19 protein-coding genes and 3 tRNA genes are annotated in these 17,639 nt (G+C 52.5%); 5 read left to right on the plus strand and 17 right to left on the minus strand.

Annotation, left to right across the window (positions count from 1 at the left end):
- Positions 1–227 precede the first annotated feature (227 nt).
- From KGP25_RS14725 to uvrY, 6 genes are all read right to left on the minus strand, one after another.
- Positions 228–314 (minus strand) — tRNA-Leu (locus KGP25_RS14725).
- An 11-nt stretch (positions 315–325) separates the two neighbouring features.
- Positions 326–399: transfer RNA gene (locus tag KGP25_RS14730), tRNA-Cys, on the minus strand.
- A 46-nt stretch (positions 400–445) separates the two neighbouring features.
- Positions 446–521, minus strand: a tRNA-Gly gene (locus KGP25_RS14735).
- Between the two features lie 152 nt (positions 522–673).
- The gene (gene pgsA / locus KGP25_RS14740; protein WP_008500348.1) at positions 674–1,222 is read right to left on the minus strand and encodes a CDP-diacylglycerol--glycerol-3-phosphate 3-phosphatidyltransferase; all 549 of its coding nucleotides are present in this window, start codon (positions 1,220–1,222) and stop codon (positions 674–676) included.
- A 56-nt stretch (positions 1,223–1,278) separates the two neighbouring features.
- Complete coding sequence (uvrC, locus tag KGP25_RS14745) at positions 1,279–3,111, minus strand: excinuclease ABC subunit UvrC (RefSeq protein WP_223539201.1); 1,833 nt, start codon at positions 3,109–3,111, stop codon at positions 1,279–1,281.
- Positions 3,108–3,764: a UvrY/SirA/GacA family response regulator transcription factor gene (gene uvrY / locus KGP25_RS14750; RefSeq protein WP_126533631.1), complete on the minus strand. Its 657-nt coding sequence runs from the start codon at positions 3,762–3,764 to the stop codon at positions 3,108–3,110. The genes uvrC and uvrY overlap by 4 nt, the downstream gene beginning before the upstream one ends.
- A 466-nt stretch (positions 3,765–4,230) precedes the next feature.
- On the opposite strand from uvrY, the gene KGP25_RS14755 reads away from it, so the two are divergent.
- Positions 4,231–4,455: a DUF2594 family protein gene (locus KGP25_RS14755; protein WP_008500345.1), complete on the plus strand. Its 225-nt coding sequence runs from the start codon at positions 4,231–4,233 to the stop codon at positions 4,453–4,455.
- Positions 4,456–4,521: 66 nt separating this feature from the next.
- On the opposite strand, the gene sdiA is transcribed toward KGP25_RS14755, so the two are convergent.
- The 9 genes from sdiA to KGP25_RS14800 form a co-directional block, all read right to left on the minus strand.
- Positions 4,522–5,244: a transcriptional regulator SdiA gene (gene sdiA / locus KGP25_RS14760; protein WP_045908171.1), complete on the minus strand. Its 723-nt coding sequence runs from the start codon at positions 5,242–5,244 to the stop codon at positions 4,522–4,524.
- Positions 5,245–5,465: 221 nt separating this feature from the next.
- Complete coding sequence (gene tcyN / locus KGP25_RS14765; RefSeq protein ID WP_008500343.1) at positions 5,466–6,218, minus strand: L-cystine ABC transporter ATP-binding protein TcyN; 753 nt, start codon at positions 6,216–6,218, stop codon at positions 5,466–5,468.
- Positions 6,215–6,883: a cystine ABC transporter permease gene (tcyL, locus tag KGP25_RS14770; RefSeq protein WP_014884380.1), complete on the minus strand. Its 669-nt coding sequence runs from the start codon at positions 6,881–6,883 to the stop codon at positions 6,215–6,217. The genes tcyN and tcyL overlap by 4 nt, the downstream gene beginning before the upstream one ends.
- 21 nt (positions 6,884–6,904) lie before the next feature.
- A complete protein-coding gene (dcyD, locus tag KGP25_RS14775; RefSeq protein WP_045326856.1) occupies positions 6,905–7,891 on the minus strand; it encodes a D-cysteine desulfhydrase in 987 nt (328 codons plus the stop codon).
- A 106-nt stretch (positions 7,892–7,997) separates the two neighbouring features.
- On the minus strand, positions 7,998–8,798 hold the full coding sequence (tcyJ, locus tag KGP25_RS14780) for a cystine ABC transporter substrate-binding protein (protein WP_045908169.1): 801 nt from the start codon (positions 8,796–8,798) through the stop codon (positions 7,998–8,000).
- Positions 8,799–8,884: 86 nt separating this feature from the next.
- Positions 8,885–9,436 (minus strand): flagella biosynthesis regulatory protein FliZ, encoded by a 552-nt coding sequence (gene fliZ / locus KGP25_RS14785; RefSeq protein WP_008500339.1) that lies wholly within the window; start codon positions 9,434–9,436, stop codon positions 8,885–8,887.
- 54 nt (positions 9,437–9,490) lie between these two features.
- Positions 9,491–10,210, minus strand: a complete 720-nt coding sequence (locus KGP25_RS14790; RefSeq protein ID WP_008500338.1) for an RNA polymerase sigma factor FliA — start codon at positions 10,208–10,210, stop codon at positions 9,491–9,493.
- A 129-nt stretch (positions 10,211–10,339) separates the two neighbouring features.
- Positions 10,340–11,545, minus strand: a complete 1,206-nt coding sequence (gene fliB, locus KGP25_RS14795) for a flagellin lysine-N-methylase (RefSeq protein ID WP_223539202.1) — start codon at positions 11,543–11,545, stop codon at positions 10,340–10,342.
- Positions 11,546–11,607: 62 nt separating this feature from the next.
- Positions 11,608–12,432, minus strand: coding sequence for a flagellin (locus tag KGP25_RS14800; protein ID WP_045908167.1), 825 nt, complete (start codon positions 12,430–12,432; stop codon positions 11,608–11,610).
- Positions 12,433–12,833: 401 nt separating this feature from the next.
- On the opposite strand from KGP25_RS14800, the gene fliD reads away from it, so the two are divergent.
- The 4 genes from fliD to amyA are packed head-to-tail and all read left to right on the plus strand — an operon-like array spanning position 12,834 to position 16,603.
- A complete protein-coding gene (fliD, locus tag KGP25_RS14805; RefSeq protein WP_045908166.1) occupies positions 12,834–14,258 on the plus strand; it encodes a flagellar filament capping protein FliD in 1,425 nt (474 codons plus the stop codon).
- A gap of 21 nt (positions 14,259–14,279) precedes the next feature.
- Complete coding sequence (gene fliS / locus KGP25_RS14810) at positions 14,280–14,684, plus strand: flagellar export chaperone FliS (protein ID WP_023312296.1); 405 nt, start codon at positions 14,280–14,282, stop codon at positions 14,682–14,684.
- A 5-nt stretch (positions 14,685–14,689) separates the two neighbouring features.
- Positions 14,690–15,064 (plus strand): flagella biosynthesis regulatory protein FliT, encoded by a 375-nt coding sequence (gene fliT / locus KGP25_RS14815; protein WP_045908165.1) that lies wholly within the window; start codon positions 14,690–14,692, stop codon positions 15,062–15,064.
- A gap of 51 nt (positions 15,065–15,115) precedes the next feature.
- Positions 15,116–16,603 (plus strand): alpha-amylase, encoded by a 1,488-nt coding sequence (gene amyA, locus KGP25_RS14820; RefSeq protein WP_223540570.1) that lies wholly within the window; start codon positions 15,116–15,118, stop codon positions 16,601–16,603.
- 94 nt (positions 16,604–16,697) lie between these two features.
- On the opposite strand, the gene yedD is transcribed toward amyA, so the two are convergent.
- Both yedD and fliE read right to left on the minus strand, forming a co-directional pair.
- Positions 16,698–17,111, minus strand: coding sequence for a lipoprotein YedD (gene yedD, locus KGP25_RS14825; RefSeq protein ID WP_223539203.1), 414 nt, complete (start codon positions 17,109–17,111; stop codon positions 16,698–16,700).
- Positions 17,112–17,185: 74 nt separating this feature from the next.
- The gene (gene fliE, locus KGP25_RS14830) at positions 17,186–17,500 is read right to left on the minus strand and encodes a flagellar hook-basal body complex protein FliE (protein WP_008500329.1); all 315 of its coding nucleotides are present in this window, start codon (positions 17,498–17,500) and stop codon (positions 17,186–17,188) included.
- Positions 17,501–17,639 lie beyond the last annotated feature (139 nt).

A 17,639-nucleotide genomic window follows, 5' to 3' on the forward strand; every position in this document is an offset into this window, starting at 1 on the left:
TGCCGGAAATTATAGAAGGAAATAGGGTTTTGATAATACCTGAAAACACGCAATCGGACACGTTAAGTCACTATGTTTTGACCCAAAACGCGCACGCATAATGAGTTAATTAAATCGAGGTCATCCGGGGAATATGTGCAGTTAATACGTGAATCGCAGATACAAAAAAACCACCTTTCGGTGGTTTCACGACACTGCTTATTGCTTTGATTATTCTTTGTTTCCCATGGTAGCCGGAGTGGGACTTGAACCCACACAGCGCGAACGCCGAGGGATTTTAAATCCCTTGTGTCTACCGATTCCACCATCCGGCCAGGGAAGAAAGTGGAGGCGCGTTCCGGAGTCGAACCGGACTAGACGGATTTGCAATCCGCTACATAACCGCTTTGCTAACGCGCCGTAAAACTTTTCAAACTGACACCCGCTACTGCGCATGTCTTTAATCTGGAGCGGGAAACGAGACTCGAACTCGCGACCCCGACCTTGGCAAGGTCGTGCTCTACCAACTGAGCTATTCCCGCATGTCATCAAGTAAATGTCTAACCACTTGATTTCATTATCGTCCGGCTGACTGTGCCGCCGTTCGATGCGTTGCATTCTACTGATATGACGTTATGAGTCAACGTTATTTTTTGCATCCCCGGATCGTTTGCTGAAAATTACGGCGAAACGATCACTGATCAAGCAAATCCCCGCGCGCAGCGTTCAAATATTGCAGCATTGACCACAACGTCAGCACTGCCGCCACCCACAGGAGGCCAATCCCCGCCCACTCAACCCAGGCGTTCGGACGCCAGAGCATCCAGACCAGCGCCGCCATCTGCGCCGTCGTTTTCACTTTACCAATCCAGGAGACCGCCACGCTGCTGCGTTTCCCCAGTTCCGCCATCCACTCGCGCAGCGCAGAGATAATAATCTCACGGCCGATCATGGTTGCCGCAGGCAGCGTCACCCACCAGGTATGATAGTGCTCGGCCACCAGCACCATCGCAATCGCGACCATCACCTTATCCGCCACCGGATCGAGGAAGGCGCCGAAACGGGTGCTTTGATTCCAGCGGCGCGCCAGGTAGCCATCAAACCAGTCTGTGACCGCTGCAATAAGGAAGATCAATGCACAGGCAAAGGGTGCCCAGACAACCGGCAGGTAAAACGCCAGCACAAAGAACGGGATGAGTACGACACGAAAAAGAGTGAGCAACGTAGGGATGTTATATTGCATAGTGACGGTAACTATTTGTTGTCAGTAAAATTTAGCTCTATGTTGCTACAGAGCCCTCAATGTTTCAACGAGTAGTAGATCTTTTCTGCCAGCCCTTGCGAAATACCCGGCACTTTTGCAATTTCCTCCATGCTGGCGTTGAGTAATCCTTGCAATCCGCCCATATACTTCAGCAGCATCTGGCGACGTTTTGGCCCCACGCCTTCGATCGTCTCGAGTGAACTGGTGTTTTTCACCTTCGCCCGTTTTTTACGGTGACCGCTGATGGCGTGATCGTGTGATTCATCGCGAATATGCTGAATGACGTGCAGCGCCGGAGAGTCCGGCGGCAGGCTGAAGCCCTCACCTTCCGGCTCGAAGAACAGTGTCTCCAGACCGGCCTTACGATCGGCCCCTTTTGCGACGCCCAGCAGCAGCGGATGGTGTTTATCCCAGCTGACATCAAGCGATTCAAATACCGCTTTCGCCTGGCCGAGCTGCCCTTTCCCGCCGTCAATCAGGATCACATCCGGGATCTTGCTCTCTTCTATGGCTTTACCATAGCGACGACGCAGCACCTGATTCATCGCCGCATAGTCATCGCCCGGCGTGATGCCGGTGATGTTATAGCGGCGATACTCGGCGCGCAGCGGGCCGTTAGCATCAAACACCACGCAGGAGGCGACCGTCTGTTCCCCCATCGTATGGCTGATGTCGAAACACTCCATCCGTTTCACTTCCGGTAGCTTCAGCAGCGCCGCCAGGGCCGTTAAACGCTGGTGCACCGTCGACTGCTGCGACAGCTTCGTGCTCAGCGCCGTTGCCGCGTTGGTCCGCGCCAGCTTCAGATAGCGCGCACGATCGCCGCGCGGTTTGGTTTGTACATTGACCCGGCGCCCCGCCAGTTCAGAGAGCGAATCGGCCAGCAGGGTTTTATCGTCAAGATTAAAATCGAGCAGGATCTCAGAAGGCAGCGTGCGCATCTGGCTCCCCTGCAGATAGAACTGGCCGACAAAGGTTTCCACCACTTCGCCCAGTTCGGTACCGCCAGGCACTTTCGGGAAATAGCTGCGGCTGCCGAGCACTTTGCCCTGGCGTATGAACAGCACATGCACGCAGGCCATCCCGGCGTCAAAGGCCACGCCGATCACGTCGAGATCGTCACCGGTATTCGAGACAAACTGTTTCTCCGTGACTCTGCGCACCGCCTGGATTTGATCGCGGATCCGCGCGGCCTCTTCGAACTCGAGTGCGGCGCTGGCTTTTTCCATCCGCGCAATCAGCTGCGTTAACACCTGATCGTCTTTACCGGCCAGGAACAGGCGCACATACTCCACCTGCTGGGCATACTCTTCTTCACTCACCAGCCCGGCCACGCACGGCCCCAGGCAGCGTCCAATCTGGTACTGCAGGCACGGGCACGAGCGGTTACGGTAAACGCTGTTTTCACACTGGCGGATCGGGAAGATTTTTTGCAGCAGCGCCAGCGTTTCACGTACGGCATAGCCGTTGGGGAACGGTCCGAAATATTCACCCTTCGCATGTTTTGCACCACGGTGCATGGCGAGGCGCGGATGGGTGTCACCGCTCAGAAAGATAAACGGATAGGATTTATCATCGCGCAACAGGACGTTATAGCGCGGCTGGTACAGCTTAATATAGTTGTGCTCAAGCAGCAGCGCTTCTGTCTCCGTGTGCGTGACGGTGACATCAATATTCTGGATGAGTGAGACCAGCGCTTCGGTCTTACGGGAGGCCAGGTTGCTACGAAAATAGCTGGAAAGGCGTTTTTTAAGATCTTTTGCCTTCCCCACATAGATAACCGTACCGCCAGCGTCATACATGCGATAGACGCCAGGCTGGCTGGTTACGGTTTTCAGAAATGCTTTTGAATCGAACACATCACTCACTGACTTAACAACGTCTCCGCATTACACAAACCATGTCGGATGGCCAGATGCGTCAGTTCGACGTCACCATGAATGTTCAGTTTACTGAACATCCGATAACGATAGCTGTTTACCGTTTTCGGGCTGAGATTCAGCTGTTCCGAGATCTCATTCACCTTCTGACCTTTGGTGATCATCAGCATAATCTGCAATTCACGCTCGGACAAACTGGCAAACGGTGATTCGGTTTTATCGGGCTCGATCTGACTCAGCGCCATCTGCTGAGCGATGTCGGACGCAATATAACGCTGTCCGGCAAACACGGAACGGATAGCATTGACGACTTCCTGCGGTGCAGCACCTTTACTCAGGTAACCCGCGGCCCCCGCCTGCATCACTTTCGCGGGCAGCGGATTTTCGGTATGCACGGTCAGCATGATGACTTTGGTGTCTACAAAGGTACGCGCGATTTTGCGTGTTGCCTCAAGACCACCGATACCGGGCATGTTCATATCCATCAGCACCACATCGGCGGAGTGAGTACGGCACCATTTTACCGCATCTTCACCACAGCATGCCTCACCGGCAACTTTAATACCTTTAATATCTTCAAGAATGCGTCGTATCCCTGCGCGCACCAGTTCGTGGTCATCAACAAGAAGGACGTTGATCAAAGGAAATGTCTCCAGAATAGGGATAACGCTACTGAGTGATAATTTGGTTTATATTAACGGTTTTCATGACAAGATTAAAACGTTAAAAAACCGGCTATTCGATTTTGCTCTCGTTTTTGGAAATTAGCCTGTACAGGCGGTGGAAAGAGAGCCCGTGTTTTTAGGGCTCTTGCGGCTTTTTTTAATCATCTGTATTCAAAAAGTTACAAAAAAACGTGCTGGCTTAACCTGCACAAAAACAGGGATCAACTTTTTGTAACAATAATTAACGGCAAGCGGACCCGACCTAAACAATTAATAGTCATTAACCCGGTTGAGTTTACCGGTACGATCTGTTTACGCAATTAAACACCCGCGTAAAAGTACGAAAAACAACCGCTGCATTTTTTGCGTTAGCTTGTGGTATACTCCGCCGCCTTGACTTTCGTCGTCGCGCTCTAGCGCCGTTTAATAATGAGGAAAATAAATGAGCACACCTGAATTTGCCACTGCGGAGAATAACCAGGAACTGGCACAGGAAGTAAACTGCCTGAAGGCACTGCTGACGCTGATGCTGCAGGCGATGGGCCAGGCTGATGCCGGCCGTGTGATCATTAAAATGGAAAAACAAATCGCGGAGATGGAAGACCAGGCTGAATCAGCGGTATTTGCTAACACCGTTAAGCAAATCAAGCAAGCCTACCGCCAGTAACAAAAAACGGCTGGATGCAGTGCATTCAGCCGTTCGCTCGTCTGTCACGCAGAACGTTTTACGGAGTCAGATCAGTCCCGTTGCCGCCGCGTAGCACGCGATCTGAGTCTTATTGGGCGCGTTAAATTTCTTCTGCATATTCTTCTGATGGAAGTTAACGGTATTCTCTGAGATCGAGAGAATGATCGCTATTTCCGCTGACGTCTTCCCTTCCGCAGTCCATTTCAGAATTTCACGCTCGCGCTTGCTGAATTTCATTTCGGGCGGCATGACCATCTCATGGTCAAAACGCATCAGGGAGGTCAAAGCCATTTGCACCAGCATTTGCAACCGCAGCTCTATTTCCTCATGGGCTAATGGCCCTTCCTGTACGCGACTACGAGAAACAGACAGGAAGCCGAGCGCATGATTCGGCAGCATCAGGCACTGCGTTATTCCGGCGCGTAAACCGTGGTCCTGGGCGCTATGCCATAATTCCTGCGCCTCAGCGAATAATGCGTCTGTCCAGGGGAGATGCCCCTGAATGAAATTCTCCGGTTTTAAAACCGGATCGATTGCGAAATAGTTCGCGGATTGATATTGCGCCATCCACAGTTTTGGGTAAGTGGTATGCAGGGAGATCTTAGGGCGCGTAAATGGCACGGGATGGCGCACACAGAGCGCATAATAATCGAATTCCAGCGCCTGAGTTTGTCGCTCCAGCTCCTGATATACCTCGGCGGCACAGGTCAATTCCTGAAACCGGAGGGAGCATTCCCGTCGCCAGGTGAAAAAGTCTAAATCCTTCATACTTACTAAATGAAGCCTCTGAACAGATAATCATTATTATGGTGAATATAAGCTAACACAGAAAACTTTTTTCTAACCACAAAATATCGGCAATAGCACAATTAACTTTACTATCGATAAGGTTTATCCGAGCCGGATGGAATAAAAAAACAGGGGACCTCGTGCAGAGGGAGAATAATTTGCTCCAGAGTAAATTTCTGGAGCAAATGCGTGCAAAAATGCTACTGCATAAGGAATTTTTCAAGGAATTGACGGGTTCGCGGCTGTTGAGGGTTAGCGAACAGGCTTTTCGCTGGCCCCTGCTCCACAATCCGCCCCTGATCCATGAAGATGGCTCTGTCAGCGACATCGCGCGCAAAGCTCATTTCATGGGTCACGATTACCATCGTACGTTTCTCCTGTGCCAGCTGGCGAATGGTGTTCAGCACCTCGCCCACCAGTTCCGGATCGAGCGCAGAGGTCGGTTCATCAAACAGGATCACGTCCGGGCGCATCGCCAGCGCACGCGCTATCGCCACGCGCTGCTGCTGGCCACCAGAGAGGCGACGCGGATAGCTGGTCTCTTTTCCCGCCAGCCCAACTTTGGCGAGCAGTTCACGAGCGCGCGCCGTCGCTTCCTCTTTAGGCTCACCTTTAACGATAACCGGCCCTTCAATGATGTTCTCCAGCACCGTACGATGTGGGAAAAGATTGAAGTTCTGGAAAACAAAGCCGACATGCTGGCGCAGGCGGCGAATCAACCCTTTCTGCTGGCTGATGGATTTCCCGGTATCAATCGTTATCTCCCCGACCCGGATGGTGCCGCCTTCCGGCTGTTCAAGCAGGTTAATGCTGCGCAGCAGCGTCGTCTTTCCCGAACCGCTCGGTCCGATAATCGCCACCACTTCGCCCTGCTCGACCTCCAGATCGATCCCGTGGAGCACCGTTTGACCGTGGAATTTTTTCACCAGGTTTTTGACGTCAATTGCACTCATTTTGGATCACGCTCCTGGCGGTTAAGCTGGTTTTCGAAATAGTTTTGCAGAGCAGAGAGCACTGTCGCCATCACCCAGTAAATCAGCGAGGCGGCCAGATACATGGTAAAGACCTCGAGCGTACGGGAGGTGATGAGCTGTGCCTGACGGAAAAGCTCCGGAACCTGAATCGTTGCCGCCAGGGAGGTATCTTTCACCAGGCTGATAAAGCTATTGCTGAGCGGCGGAAGCGCCACGCGCGCCGCCTGCGGCAGAATGGCGCGGCGCAGCGTCTGCCAGGGCGTCATCCCGATACTGGCCGCCGCTTCCCACTGCCCTTTGTCAATGGAGGAGATGGCCGCACGCAGGGTTTCGGAGGTGTACGCCGCGGTATTGAGCGACAGGCCAATCATCGCCGCCGGGATCGGATCCAGCTCGATACCAAACTGCGGTAAGCCGTAGTAAATCATAAAGAGCTGCGCAATAAGCGGCGTACCGCGAAACACGGAGATATAAAAGCGCGCCAGCCAGCGCACCGGCAGGATGGGCGACATGCGCATCAAGGCCAGCACAAAACCCAGAACCAGCCCAAAGAACATCCCGCCGATACTAAGCTGTAACGTAAATACCGCACCTTTCAGCAGATACGGCAGAGAATCAATAACCAGTTGAATACTTTCTTGCATTATTATTTTTCGACCTGATTTTTAGACATGAGGATGGTAGGCAAACAGCGCAGGCGCTCCGCCGGTATGGACAAATAAAATCGGCCCTTCATCCTTAAAGCGTTTTTGCGCAATGCCGTCGATCAGTCCGGCCATCGCTTTGCCGGTATAGACCGGATCGAGCAGTATGCCCTCGAGGCGCGCCAGCAGTTTCACCGCTTCCATTCCCTCTTCGTTCGGCGTGCCGTAACCCGGCGCAAAATAGTCATCCCAGAGCAGAATATCGGCCTTTGCCTTCAGCTCCAGCTGCTCTGCAACCGCCTGCTGTAACGTAACCACTTTTGGCTTCTGATCCGCGACGCTGCGGGACACCGTCACGCCAATCAGTTCGACGTCCGGCAGCAGTTGCTCCAGCCCCACCGCCAGCCCGGCATGGGTACCCGCACTGCCGGACGCGACCACCACGGAGGAAAGACTCACCGCGCCCTCGCACTGCTGCGCGATCTCCAGCGCGCTTTCCACATACCCCAGCGCACCCAGCGCATTCGACCCGCCGACGGGGATAACGTAGGGGCGGAACCCCTGCGCTTCCAGACGCGTCGCCAGCTCATCGAGCTGGGCGGTCGGGTCGGTCAGCGCGTCAACCATCTCAACCTGCACGTTAAACAGATCCAGCAGCAGGCGGTTACCGTTGGTGAGATAGTTTTCAGCCCGCGTGCCAATCGGATTTTCCAGCAACGCCACGCAGTGGAGCCCAAGTTTCGCCGCTACGGCCGCCGTCTGGCGAACGTGGTTGGACTGGATGGCCCCGGCAGTAATGAGCGTATCCGCGCCTTCACGCAGGGCGTCCGCCGCCAGAAACTCCAGCTTGCGCAGCTTGTTGCCCCCCATCGCCATGGGCGTCACGTCATCACGCTTAATAAAAATATCGCGCCCTAAATAATCAGAAAATCGCGGCAGATACTCCAGCGGCGTCGGCGCGCCGATAAACTCCAGGCGAGGAAAGCGCGTTAAATTCTGTAGTGACATGGATGCTCCGGTAACTCTGACAAAATGTGATATTTTTCATTATGCACGCAGACGCGTAAGAAATAAAAAAGGCGCTTTTAAAAGCGCCTTTTTTTACGTCCGAAACTTATTTCGTGACGTCTGCCCCGAACCACTTCTCGGAAAGCGCTTTCAGGCTGCCGTCTTTTTGCATATCCGCAATCGCCGCATCAATCGCTTTCACCAGGTCTTCGTTACCTTTACGAACAGCCACACCGGATTCCTGACGAGAGAACGCATCACCCGCGACCGCCAGGGTGTTGTTGGTTTTCTTCACCAGATCCAGCGCCGCCAGGCGGTCAACCAGAATGGCGTCGATACGGCCCACGCGCAGATCCTGGTACTTCGTCGGGTCATCATCATAGGTACGGATATCTACGCCCTGCACGTTCTGGCGCAGCCACTCTTCGTAGTTGGTTCCCAGACCGACACCGACTTTCTTCCCTTTCAGGTCCGCGGCAGTTTTAATCCCACCTTCGTTGCCTTTCTTCACCAGCGCCTGAATACCGGATACGGTATACGGGGTGGAGAAGTCATACTTCTTCTTACGCTCGTCAGAAATGGTGACCTGGTTGATGACCACATCAATACGTTTCGAATCCAGCGACGCCAGCATACCGTCCCATTTGGTCGGTTTCAGGGACGCTTTCACGCCGAGGTGTTTCGCCAGCTCTTCAGCAAACTCCACTTCAAAACCGGTCAGCTTACCGTCATCGCCCTGGAAGCTGAACGGAGGATAGGTCCCTTCCAGCCCGACCAGCAGCGTACCGCGCTCTTTCACTTTATTCAGCAGGTTTTCTGCGGCGAACGTTTTCACGCTCATGCCTGCAACCAGCGCAACGGCCATAACACCCATCAGCGCCTGACGACCCAGAAGTGCAAATTTCATAAATACCCCGATATAGTGGAATTTTTACGTAGTGTAGAGAAATCGCCTGCAACGTCAAAGGCGACTGCGCTACATCTTATTCTTTTTTAATATATATCAGAAGTTGTTCCGGCGTGGGCTTTCTGCTTTATCGCACCCGGCATTTGTACCTTATATTGTGCATACTTGCGCAGCGCAATTCGGTAGTTGTTGGTGCTGGTCGCAGGCAGCCACGGCTCCAGGTTCTCGTCCAGATAACCGGTTTTCAGCAGATCGCGGGAAATGTTGTTCACGGTCAGATGTTGTCCGAGGCGACGCAGGCGAACCACATATTCGCGAACGGTGCCGTGGCTCATCTCCGTTTGTTCAAACAGGAATTGCTTGAAGCCGATAATGTCGAAGAAGTCGCTTTGCTCTTTGCAGTGGAGATCGCCACAGAAACGGCAAAGCGCCACCCACTCTTTTTGCTCTTCGAGCCATGCTGCTTCGTCCATCAACGTGTCGAGGCGCGAAATCGCGATCTTATTGACGATTTCGCCACGGCGAACCAGCGTGATACGATCGAGTAACTTGTTACAGTGGGCGCAATGCGTCTGGCTGTGTTTAAAGTCTTTCAGGTAGCGGCTTAAAGGCCGTCTTTTAGATTGCTGCACCGTCATGATAACTCCTGGTTGTCAATACGTTGTGCGGCATTTTTAAGGTGAATCAATCACCTATAACTTACCCAGCTTGGTTCGTAAGCGTTTAATGGCCTGGCTGTGCAGCTGGCTCACCCGAGACTCTCCCACCTCCAGAACAGCGCCAATCTCTTTGAGGTTAAGCTCTTCCTGGTAATAAAGGGTCAATACCAGCTGTTCGCGTTCAGGCAGAGCTTCAATAGCTTCCATGACGCGCTGGCGTAAATTCCCTTCCATTAAATGGTGTAACGGGTTTTCTTGCTGATGCTCATCCGTCACCAGCTCGATGCTATCGCCATGCTCTTCTCGCCACTCGTCATAAGAGAAGAGTTGGCTATTATTGGTATCGAGCAACATCTGACGATACTCTTCAACAGCAATGCCAAGACGATCCGCCACTTCAGTTTCCGTTGCGTTGCGTCCCAGTTCCTGTTCCAGCTGCCCCATCGCATGCGCCACTTCGCGTGCGTTGCGGCGAACACTGCGCGGTACCCAGTCACGGCTGCGCAGCTCGTCCAGCATCGCACCACGAATACGCTGAACTGCGTAAGTCGTAAATGCCGTTCCTTGCAGAGCGTCGTATCGGTCAACTGCATTCAATAACCCGATACCGCCCGCCTGTAGCAGATCGTCGAGTTCCACGCTCGCCGGCAAGCGCACCTGGAGGCGCAATGCTTCGTGACGCACCAGCGGGACATAACGCTGCCACAGCGAGTGTTTATCCATTACACCTTCAGCGGTATAGAGTGAATTCACGATAAACAGCCCTGCGTTAGTTGAGTTATCGGCATGATTATCCGATTCTGCAGGGCGTTCAATTGGATGAAAAAGGGGGATAAAGTGAGGTTATTCTGAGGTTGCCCTCAACCGGGGCAACTTTTCTACCTAAATTAACAGTTGCAACAATGAAAGATCGTCGCCCAGTTTGACGCTATCTATATGTTGATGAAAGAGCTTTCCCGCTTCCTGATTATGCTGGCTTAGCGAGTGGAAGCTGTAAATAACATCAATGATATTATCTTGTTCAATTTTCCCCGCCACGATAGCCTGACCGGCAAGTAACGTTTTAAGGAAATAGTACTCCGCAACGATTAAATAAAGATTATTCAACATGCTGCGACCGTTGCTCTGCGGGAAGCCCTGCTCCCAGAGTTTGTATTTAAAAAAGTTCTTAAATAAGTGGTCATTGGTCGCCAGGTAACTGCCCGCCACATCGCGCCAGACGGACTCGATGTTCTCCATGACCTTCTCTGCCGATACGGCATCACCGACAGATTCGAATTGTTGATAAAGCTGGGTAAAATAGTGGTTTAACACCGCACCACCGCGTGCCGTCGCTTTCTTCGTAAAGTAACTCTGGATGAGCGAAATTAACGCGAATTTCAGGCTGTAGTTCTGATTAAATCCGCCCAACTCCGTCTTGATTTTACCGCTCACCAGTTCGTTAACCAGCGAGAAATAAACCGTTTCGAGCGTGCCGATATTTTCTTCCAGGTTTTCGATTTTTTCAGCCACCATGAGGAACTTCACCACGGCGTAAACCTGTTCTTCAACGCTAACGTCCTCAACGCTGAATATATTCTGGCAGAAGAGATTGATGACTTTTGCCTTTAAATCAATCATCGGCGCAGTATTGACGTCCTGCTGGACAATGACCGATTCCATCATCGACATAGACTCCCGATCGTTCAACAGAAGTCGGGTGACTTCCGGACACGAGAGATTCAATGATTTTTCGATTTCATTTTTATAGACCCGGTTTGTCCGTGGAAACGAAGAACATGTTGGGCTTAAGGCCTGCGCGCCCATGGCGCTGTGAATAGAACAGAGTTTTTCCGTATCCATAAACGGACAGTTTTTACTTTCCGTATGGAAAATCACTTCGCCCCAGTGGCCATACTGTTTTTTGGTAACTTTTATCGCCGTTTTCGCCGTGTGACGAATGGCAGCATTTTTACTGTTCAGATAGCGATTAACGGAGGATTTATCAAATGCGATGGTCCAGCCCTGACAACAATGTTCACGGCATTCCCCACCGACACATGAAAAATCTGCGACCAGCTTTGGTTGAGTGACACTGATTTGTTTCACAGGCGGATTCTCAAATAGCAGAGATAAAAAAACCCCGCCGAAGCGGGGTTTCGTGCGTAAAATTAACGCAGCAGAGACAGAACGGTCTGTGGAACCTGGTTTGCCTGAGACAGAACAGAAGTACCAGCCTGCTGCAGGATCTGCGCGCGAGACATGTTGGAAACTTCAGTTGCGTAGTCAGCGTCCTGGATACGGGACTGAGCAGCAGACAGGTTGTTAGAGGTGTTGTTCAGGTTGTTGATTGCAGAAGTGAAGCGGTTCTGCACAGCACCCAGGCCTGAACGTGCTTTATCAACGGTAGCGATAGCTTTGTCGATGGTGTCCAGATCGGTAGCACCCATAGCTTTCAGGTCGATTGCGTTCACGCCCAGAGTCGTGGTGTCAGCTTTAGCGCCGCTCAGGTCCAGATCGATGGTGTCGCCGTCGTTCACGCCAACCTGAATTTTAACAACGCCCGCAGTACCTGCAGTGCCGTCCAGCAGTTTGATGCCGTTGAAGTCAGTTTTGCCCGCAACACGGTTGATTTCAGCCAGACGAGCGGTAACTTCATCCTGCAGAGAAGCCAGGTCAGATGCGCTGTTGGTGCCGTTGCTTGCCTGAACAGCCAGTTCACGTACACGCTGCAGGTTGTTGTTGATTTCGTTCAGAGAACCTTCAGCAGTCTGCGCCATGGAGATACCGTCGTTGGCGTTACGTGCTGCCTGGGTCATCCCTTTGATCTGAGCGGTCATGCGGTTTGCAATCGCCTGGCCAGCAGCATCGTCTTTCGCGCTGTTAATACGCAGACCGGAAGACAGACGCTCGATAGCAGTGCCCAGAGAAGACTGAGATTTGTTCAGGTTGTTCTGAGTGGTCAGGGACAACAGGTTAGTATTGATAACTGCCATAATTTTCTTTCCTTCAAAAATTGGGTTTTAGGTCCGGTGCCTAACACTCACAGCGTCTCTCACCGTCAACAAGGTTATCGACGGGTCCCCAAAAGACTTTAGAATCAATTTTGAGAAAATTACAAGCAACTGATTATTAACGTATTTATTTTTAAAAAATCAATTAAGGTCCGTCAACGTGTTATTATTTACGCTTTTTTAACGCGCAAAAAGATGACAAAAAAGGCACACACTTATTCGTGTTTTCAATGCGCGGATAATGATCCTAAAGTGCAATCCTTTCATTTACCCCGCCAGGACGTGCCTATTCTTTGGATTATTTTTTTCTCACCATCGTAAACTTTTACGTTAAGAGGCCGATAAGAGTCCTGAACTACTTTCGTATTTTAAGGAAAATATGCATGGCTACTATCAGTAACCTCGGGATAGGTTCTGCAGGACTCGGGGATTTATATAATCAGTTGGAAGCGGCAGAGAAAACCAAGCTGACGACGATTACTTCCCAGCAATCAACGTATAACGCACAGTTAAGCGCTTACGGCAAGCTGCAGAGCGCCATGACATCGCTGCAGACTGCCACCGCTGCACTGGGTAAAGCCACCACCTGGAACTCAACGTCCGTGAGCAGCACCAACACGGCCTTTACCGCCACGACGACGGCTGATGCGTCCGTGGGTTCCTTTGTGGTTAACGTCAACCAGGTTGCAAAAGCACAGGCGCTCACTACCGGCTCCTATGCAAACAACACGGATCTGCTCGGCGATACGACAGGTACAACGCGTAAAATCACCATCACCCAGCCGGGCACGAAAACGCCTTTAGAGGTCACGCTGGCCGATGGCGATACGTCTCTGGCCGGGATCGCGAGCGCCATTAATAAAGCGAACGGCAACGTTACCGCCAGCGTCATTAAAGCGAAAGACGGTGATTACCGCCTGATGCTGTCATCAAAAACCACCGGTACCGATGGTGCGATGACCGTCAGCGTCACTGGCGACGCCAAGCTGCAAAGCGCCATTGGCTACGACTCAACCACTAAAACGGGCGCGCTGACGGTGAACACCGACGCGCAGAACGCGATTGTGGTGGTGAACAACATCTCTATCGAGCGCCAGTCGAATACCATTACCGATGCGCTGCCTGGCGTCACCTTCTCGGTGAAGGCCGAAAGCAAAGCCGATGAAACCCTTGAGGTTTCGCGCGCAACGGATGCAAACCAGAAGGCGATTACGGACTGGGTCACGGCGTACAACTCGCTGCAGTCCACCATTAACAGCCTGACGAAATATGTGCCAGTCGATGCAGGCTCCGGCAGCCAGTCTACCAGCAACGGCGCGCTGGTCGGTGATGCGAACGTGCGCGGAGTTCAGTCTCAGCTGCGCGGTCTGCTGACCGAAGTGCAGGCCGGCTCGGTTCAGATCATGGCCCAACTGGGGATTACCCAGGACCCGGTTAAAGGCTCAGACGGCACCGTCGGTAACCTGAAGGTCGATACCGACAAGCTGAAAAAAGCGCTGACCGACAACCCGAACGCCGTGCAGCAGTACTTTGTCGGTGACGGAAAGAAAACCGGTATGGCCACGCAGATGAACAACACGCTGACCGCCATGCTCAGCACCAGTACCGGTAGCGCCGGGGTGATCCAGAACGCGAAAGACGGGATCAACAAAACGCTGAAAACCCTGGGCGAACGCTACGATGCCATGGATGCCCAAATTGAAGCCACCATGGCGCGTTACAAAACCCAGTTCACCAGCCTGGACGTATTAGTCACCAAAATGACCAGTACAGCCAACTACCTGACCCAACAGTTCTCACAAAAATAGTCGTCGCATTGAGGAGTGGAAATGTATAAGACCTCTGGTGTTCAATCCTATCAGCAGATAGGAGTCGAAAGCGCAGTGATGAATGCCAGTCCACACCAGCTGATTGTCATGTTGTTCGACGGGGCGCATAGCGCCCTTGTTCGCGCGCGTTTGTTCATGGAAGCCGGACAAATTCGTGAGAAAGGCGAAGCGTTATCCAAAGCCATCAACATCATCGACAACGGTTTAAAAGCAGGACTGAACATGGAGGTTGAGAGCGAGTTGTCCGGTAACCTTGCCTCCTTGTACGAATATATGGTTCGACGTTTGTTACTGGCGAATGTCAGTAATGACGTAGACGCAATTGTTGAAGTCGAGGGTTTATTAAACAACATTGCGGATGCGTGGAAGCAAATCGGCCCCAATGCGTCCTCTATTTCAGGATAATTTTGATGAATAATCCCAGCGCAGCGCTTAGCCACTGGCAGGCGTTACATGCTCAGAGCATTGCTATGCTAAATCTCGCACATTCTGGTCAATGGGATGCGCTTATCGAGCAGGAAATGCATTACGTACAACTGGTGGAAAGGATTTCTCAAACGCCCATCATGTCATGCCCTCCGGCTCAGGTTGAGCAAGCGCGTGCGCTGCTGGAAATGATCCTTGAAAATGAAAATGCGCTTAAGGCGCTGCTGAAAGTCCGCATGGACGAACTGCGCAGTCTGATCGATCAAACCGGCAAACAGCAATCCATCACGTCTACCTATGGAAAGCTGTCAGGGAATATTCTTTATCCAGAAAGTTTTACCCGCGACACACAACTATGATTTCTTCATCCATACTCCAGAAGTCTGCCAATGGCTTCTGGAGCAAGGATGATGAAAAACCCCACCCTGTTACAATGTTTTCACTGGTACTACCCTGCTGGCGGTGAATTGTGGCGAGAGGTCACGGCGTTAGCACCCAATCTTAACGAAATCGGCATCAACATGATCTGGCTACCGCCCGCCTATAAAGGCGCGTCAGGCGGGTATTCTGTCGGCTATGACTCCTATGACCTGTTCGATCTGGGCGAGTTTGACCAGAAAGGCAGTATCGCCACCAAATACGGTGACAAAGCGCAACTGCTGGAGGCCATCGACGCCCTCAAGCGCAACGACATTGCCGTGCTGCTGGACGTGGTGGTCAACCACAAAATGGGCGCCGATGAAAAAGAGCCTGTGCGCGTTCAGCGCGTGAACGAGCAGGATCGCACGCAAATCGATGATGAGGTCATCGAGTGTGAAGCCTGGACCCGCTATACCTTCCCTGCCCGCGCCGGGCAATATTCCCAGTTCATCTGGGACTACAAATGCTTCAGCGGCGTCGACCACATTGAAAACCCCAATGAAGACGGCATTTTTAAAATCGTCAACGACTACACCGGCGAAGGCTGGAACGATCAGGTTGATGATGAGATGGGTAACTTCGACTATCTGATGGGCGAAAATATCGACTTTCGCAATCACGCCGTCACCGAGGAGATCAAATACTGGGCCCGCTGGGTCATGGAACAGACGGGCTGCGACGGTTTTCGTCTGGACGCCGTCAAGCATATTCCCGCCTGGTTCTACAAAGAGTGGATTGAGCACGTCCAGGAAGTCGCCGACCAGCCGCTGTTTATCGTGGCGGAATACTGGTCCCACGAGGTGGATAAGCTTCAGGCCTATATTGACCAGGTTGAAGGCAAAACCATGCTGTTTGATGCCCCCCTGCAGATGAAATTCCACGAGGCGTCACGTCAGGGTCGGGATTACGACATGAGCCAAATCTTCACCGGCACGCTGGTGGAAGCCGATCCGTTTCATGCGGTGACCCTCGTCGCGAACCATGACACCCAGCCTTTGCAGGCGCTGGAAGCCCCGGTCGAAGCCTGGTTTAAACCGCTGGCGTATGCGCTGATCCTGCTGCGGGAAAATGGCGTGCCGAGCGTCTTTTATCCGGACCTCTTTGGTGCCAGCTATGACGATACGGGTGGAGACGGAGAAACGTACCATATTGATATGCCTGTGATTGAGCAGCTCCACGAGCTGATCCTCGCGCGCCAGCGTTTTGCCCACGGCGTGCAGACGCTGTTTTTTGACCATCCTAACTGCATCGCCTTCAGCCGCAGCGGCACGGAAGACGATCCCGGCTGCGTGGTGGTGATGTCGAACGGCGACGACGGCGAGAAGATAATTTGCCTGGGGGAAAACTACGGCAACAAAACGTGGCGTGATTTTCTCGGCAATCGCGAAGAAACGGTCACCACGGCGGCGGATGGCGAAGGAACGTTTACCTGCAAAGGCGGAAGCGTCAGCGTGTGGGTGATTGAGGATGCGTTGTAGAAACAATGCCGGGTGGCGCTGACGCTTACCCGGCCTACGGGACGGTACTTTTGTAGGCCGGGTCAGGCGAAGCCGCCACCCGGCAAAAAAACGGCTACGGTAGTTTACTCGCCAGCGGATTCTTGCTCAGGTAATCGGCACACTCAACCGTTGGGCGATCGACCTTCTGCAGCTCCAGCCCGTCGTACTCAAGCGTCGAGCCATCGCGCTCCAGCGGATAGATATCCTGCTTATGCGTCACGTTGTAATAACTGTCTGAACGCAGCATGATTTTACCCGGCACGGCAATCACGCGCTGCCACTGACGGCAGTCCAGCGTATCGCCCTCTTCCGTCACCACCAGCGTGGCAATCGCTTCAGGGCTGACCATGTTGCTCTGCGGCCCTTTCGACTGCCAGTATCCCGCCAGATGCGCCGGGACAGGATGCTTGATCACGTCGTTATAATTATCGACCTGAACGCACCCGGTCAGTGCCAGCAGTGCGCCAGCAATTGCTATTTTTTTCATCATCTTTCCTGCATTCGAAGAAAAAAATATTGTGGCATTAAAGCGCTGCGGCTGCCAGCGAAGATCGACAGGTCTTAGACCTGCATCCCCATGACCTCTTGATAGGCCGACACCAGCTTGTTACGCACCTGGATCCCCATCTGCAGAGAAACCGAGGCTTTTTGCAAATCGGTCATCACATCATTCAGCGCCACGCCCGGCTCGCCGAGAGTGAACTTCTCAGCCTGAGTGCGCGCTGCGGTCTGGGTATCACTGATACGGTCAAGAGCGGCATGCAGTTGCCCTGCAAAGCTGATGCTCGGCTGCTGATCTGCCACATTCTGGTTACGGGCCGTCATCGCCGTTGCCTGCAACTGACTGATTACCCCTTCAATGCCCTGTATAGCCATGACTCTCCCCTGGATGGTTTTTTACGCGGTCAAGACTAACAGCTTGTCAATAAGATAATGGCGGTAAATAGCATGAAAAAACCAGGTTATTTGACGCATAGAAAATCACGAATCATCAAATAATGGCAGGGCCATCAAT

Source organism: Enterobacter sp. JBIWA003 (assembly GCF_019968825.1).
Taxonomy (GTDB): domain Bacteria; phylum Pseudomonadota; class Gammaproteobacteria; order Enterobacterales; family Enterobacteriaceae; genus Enterobacter; species Enterobacter quasiroggenkampii.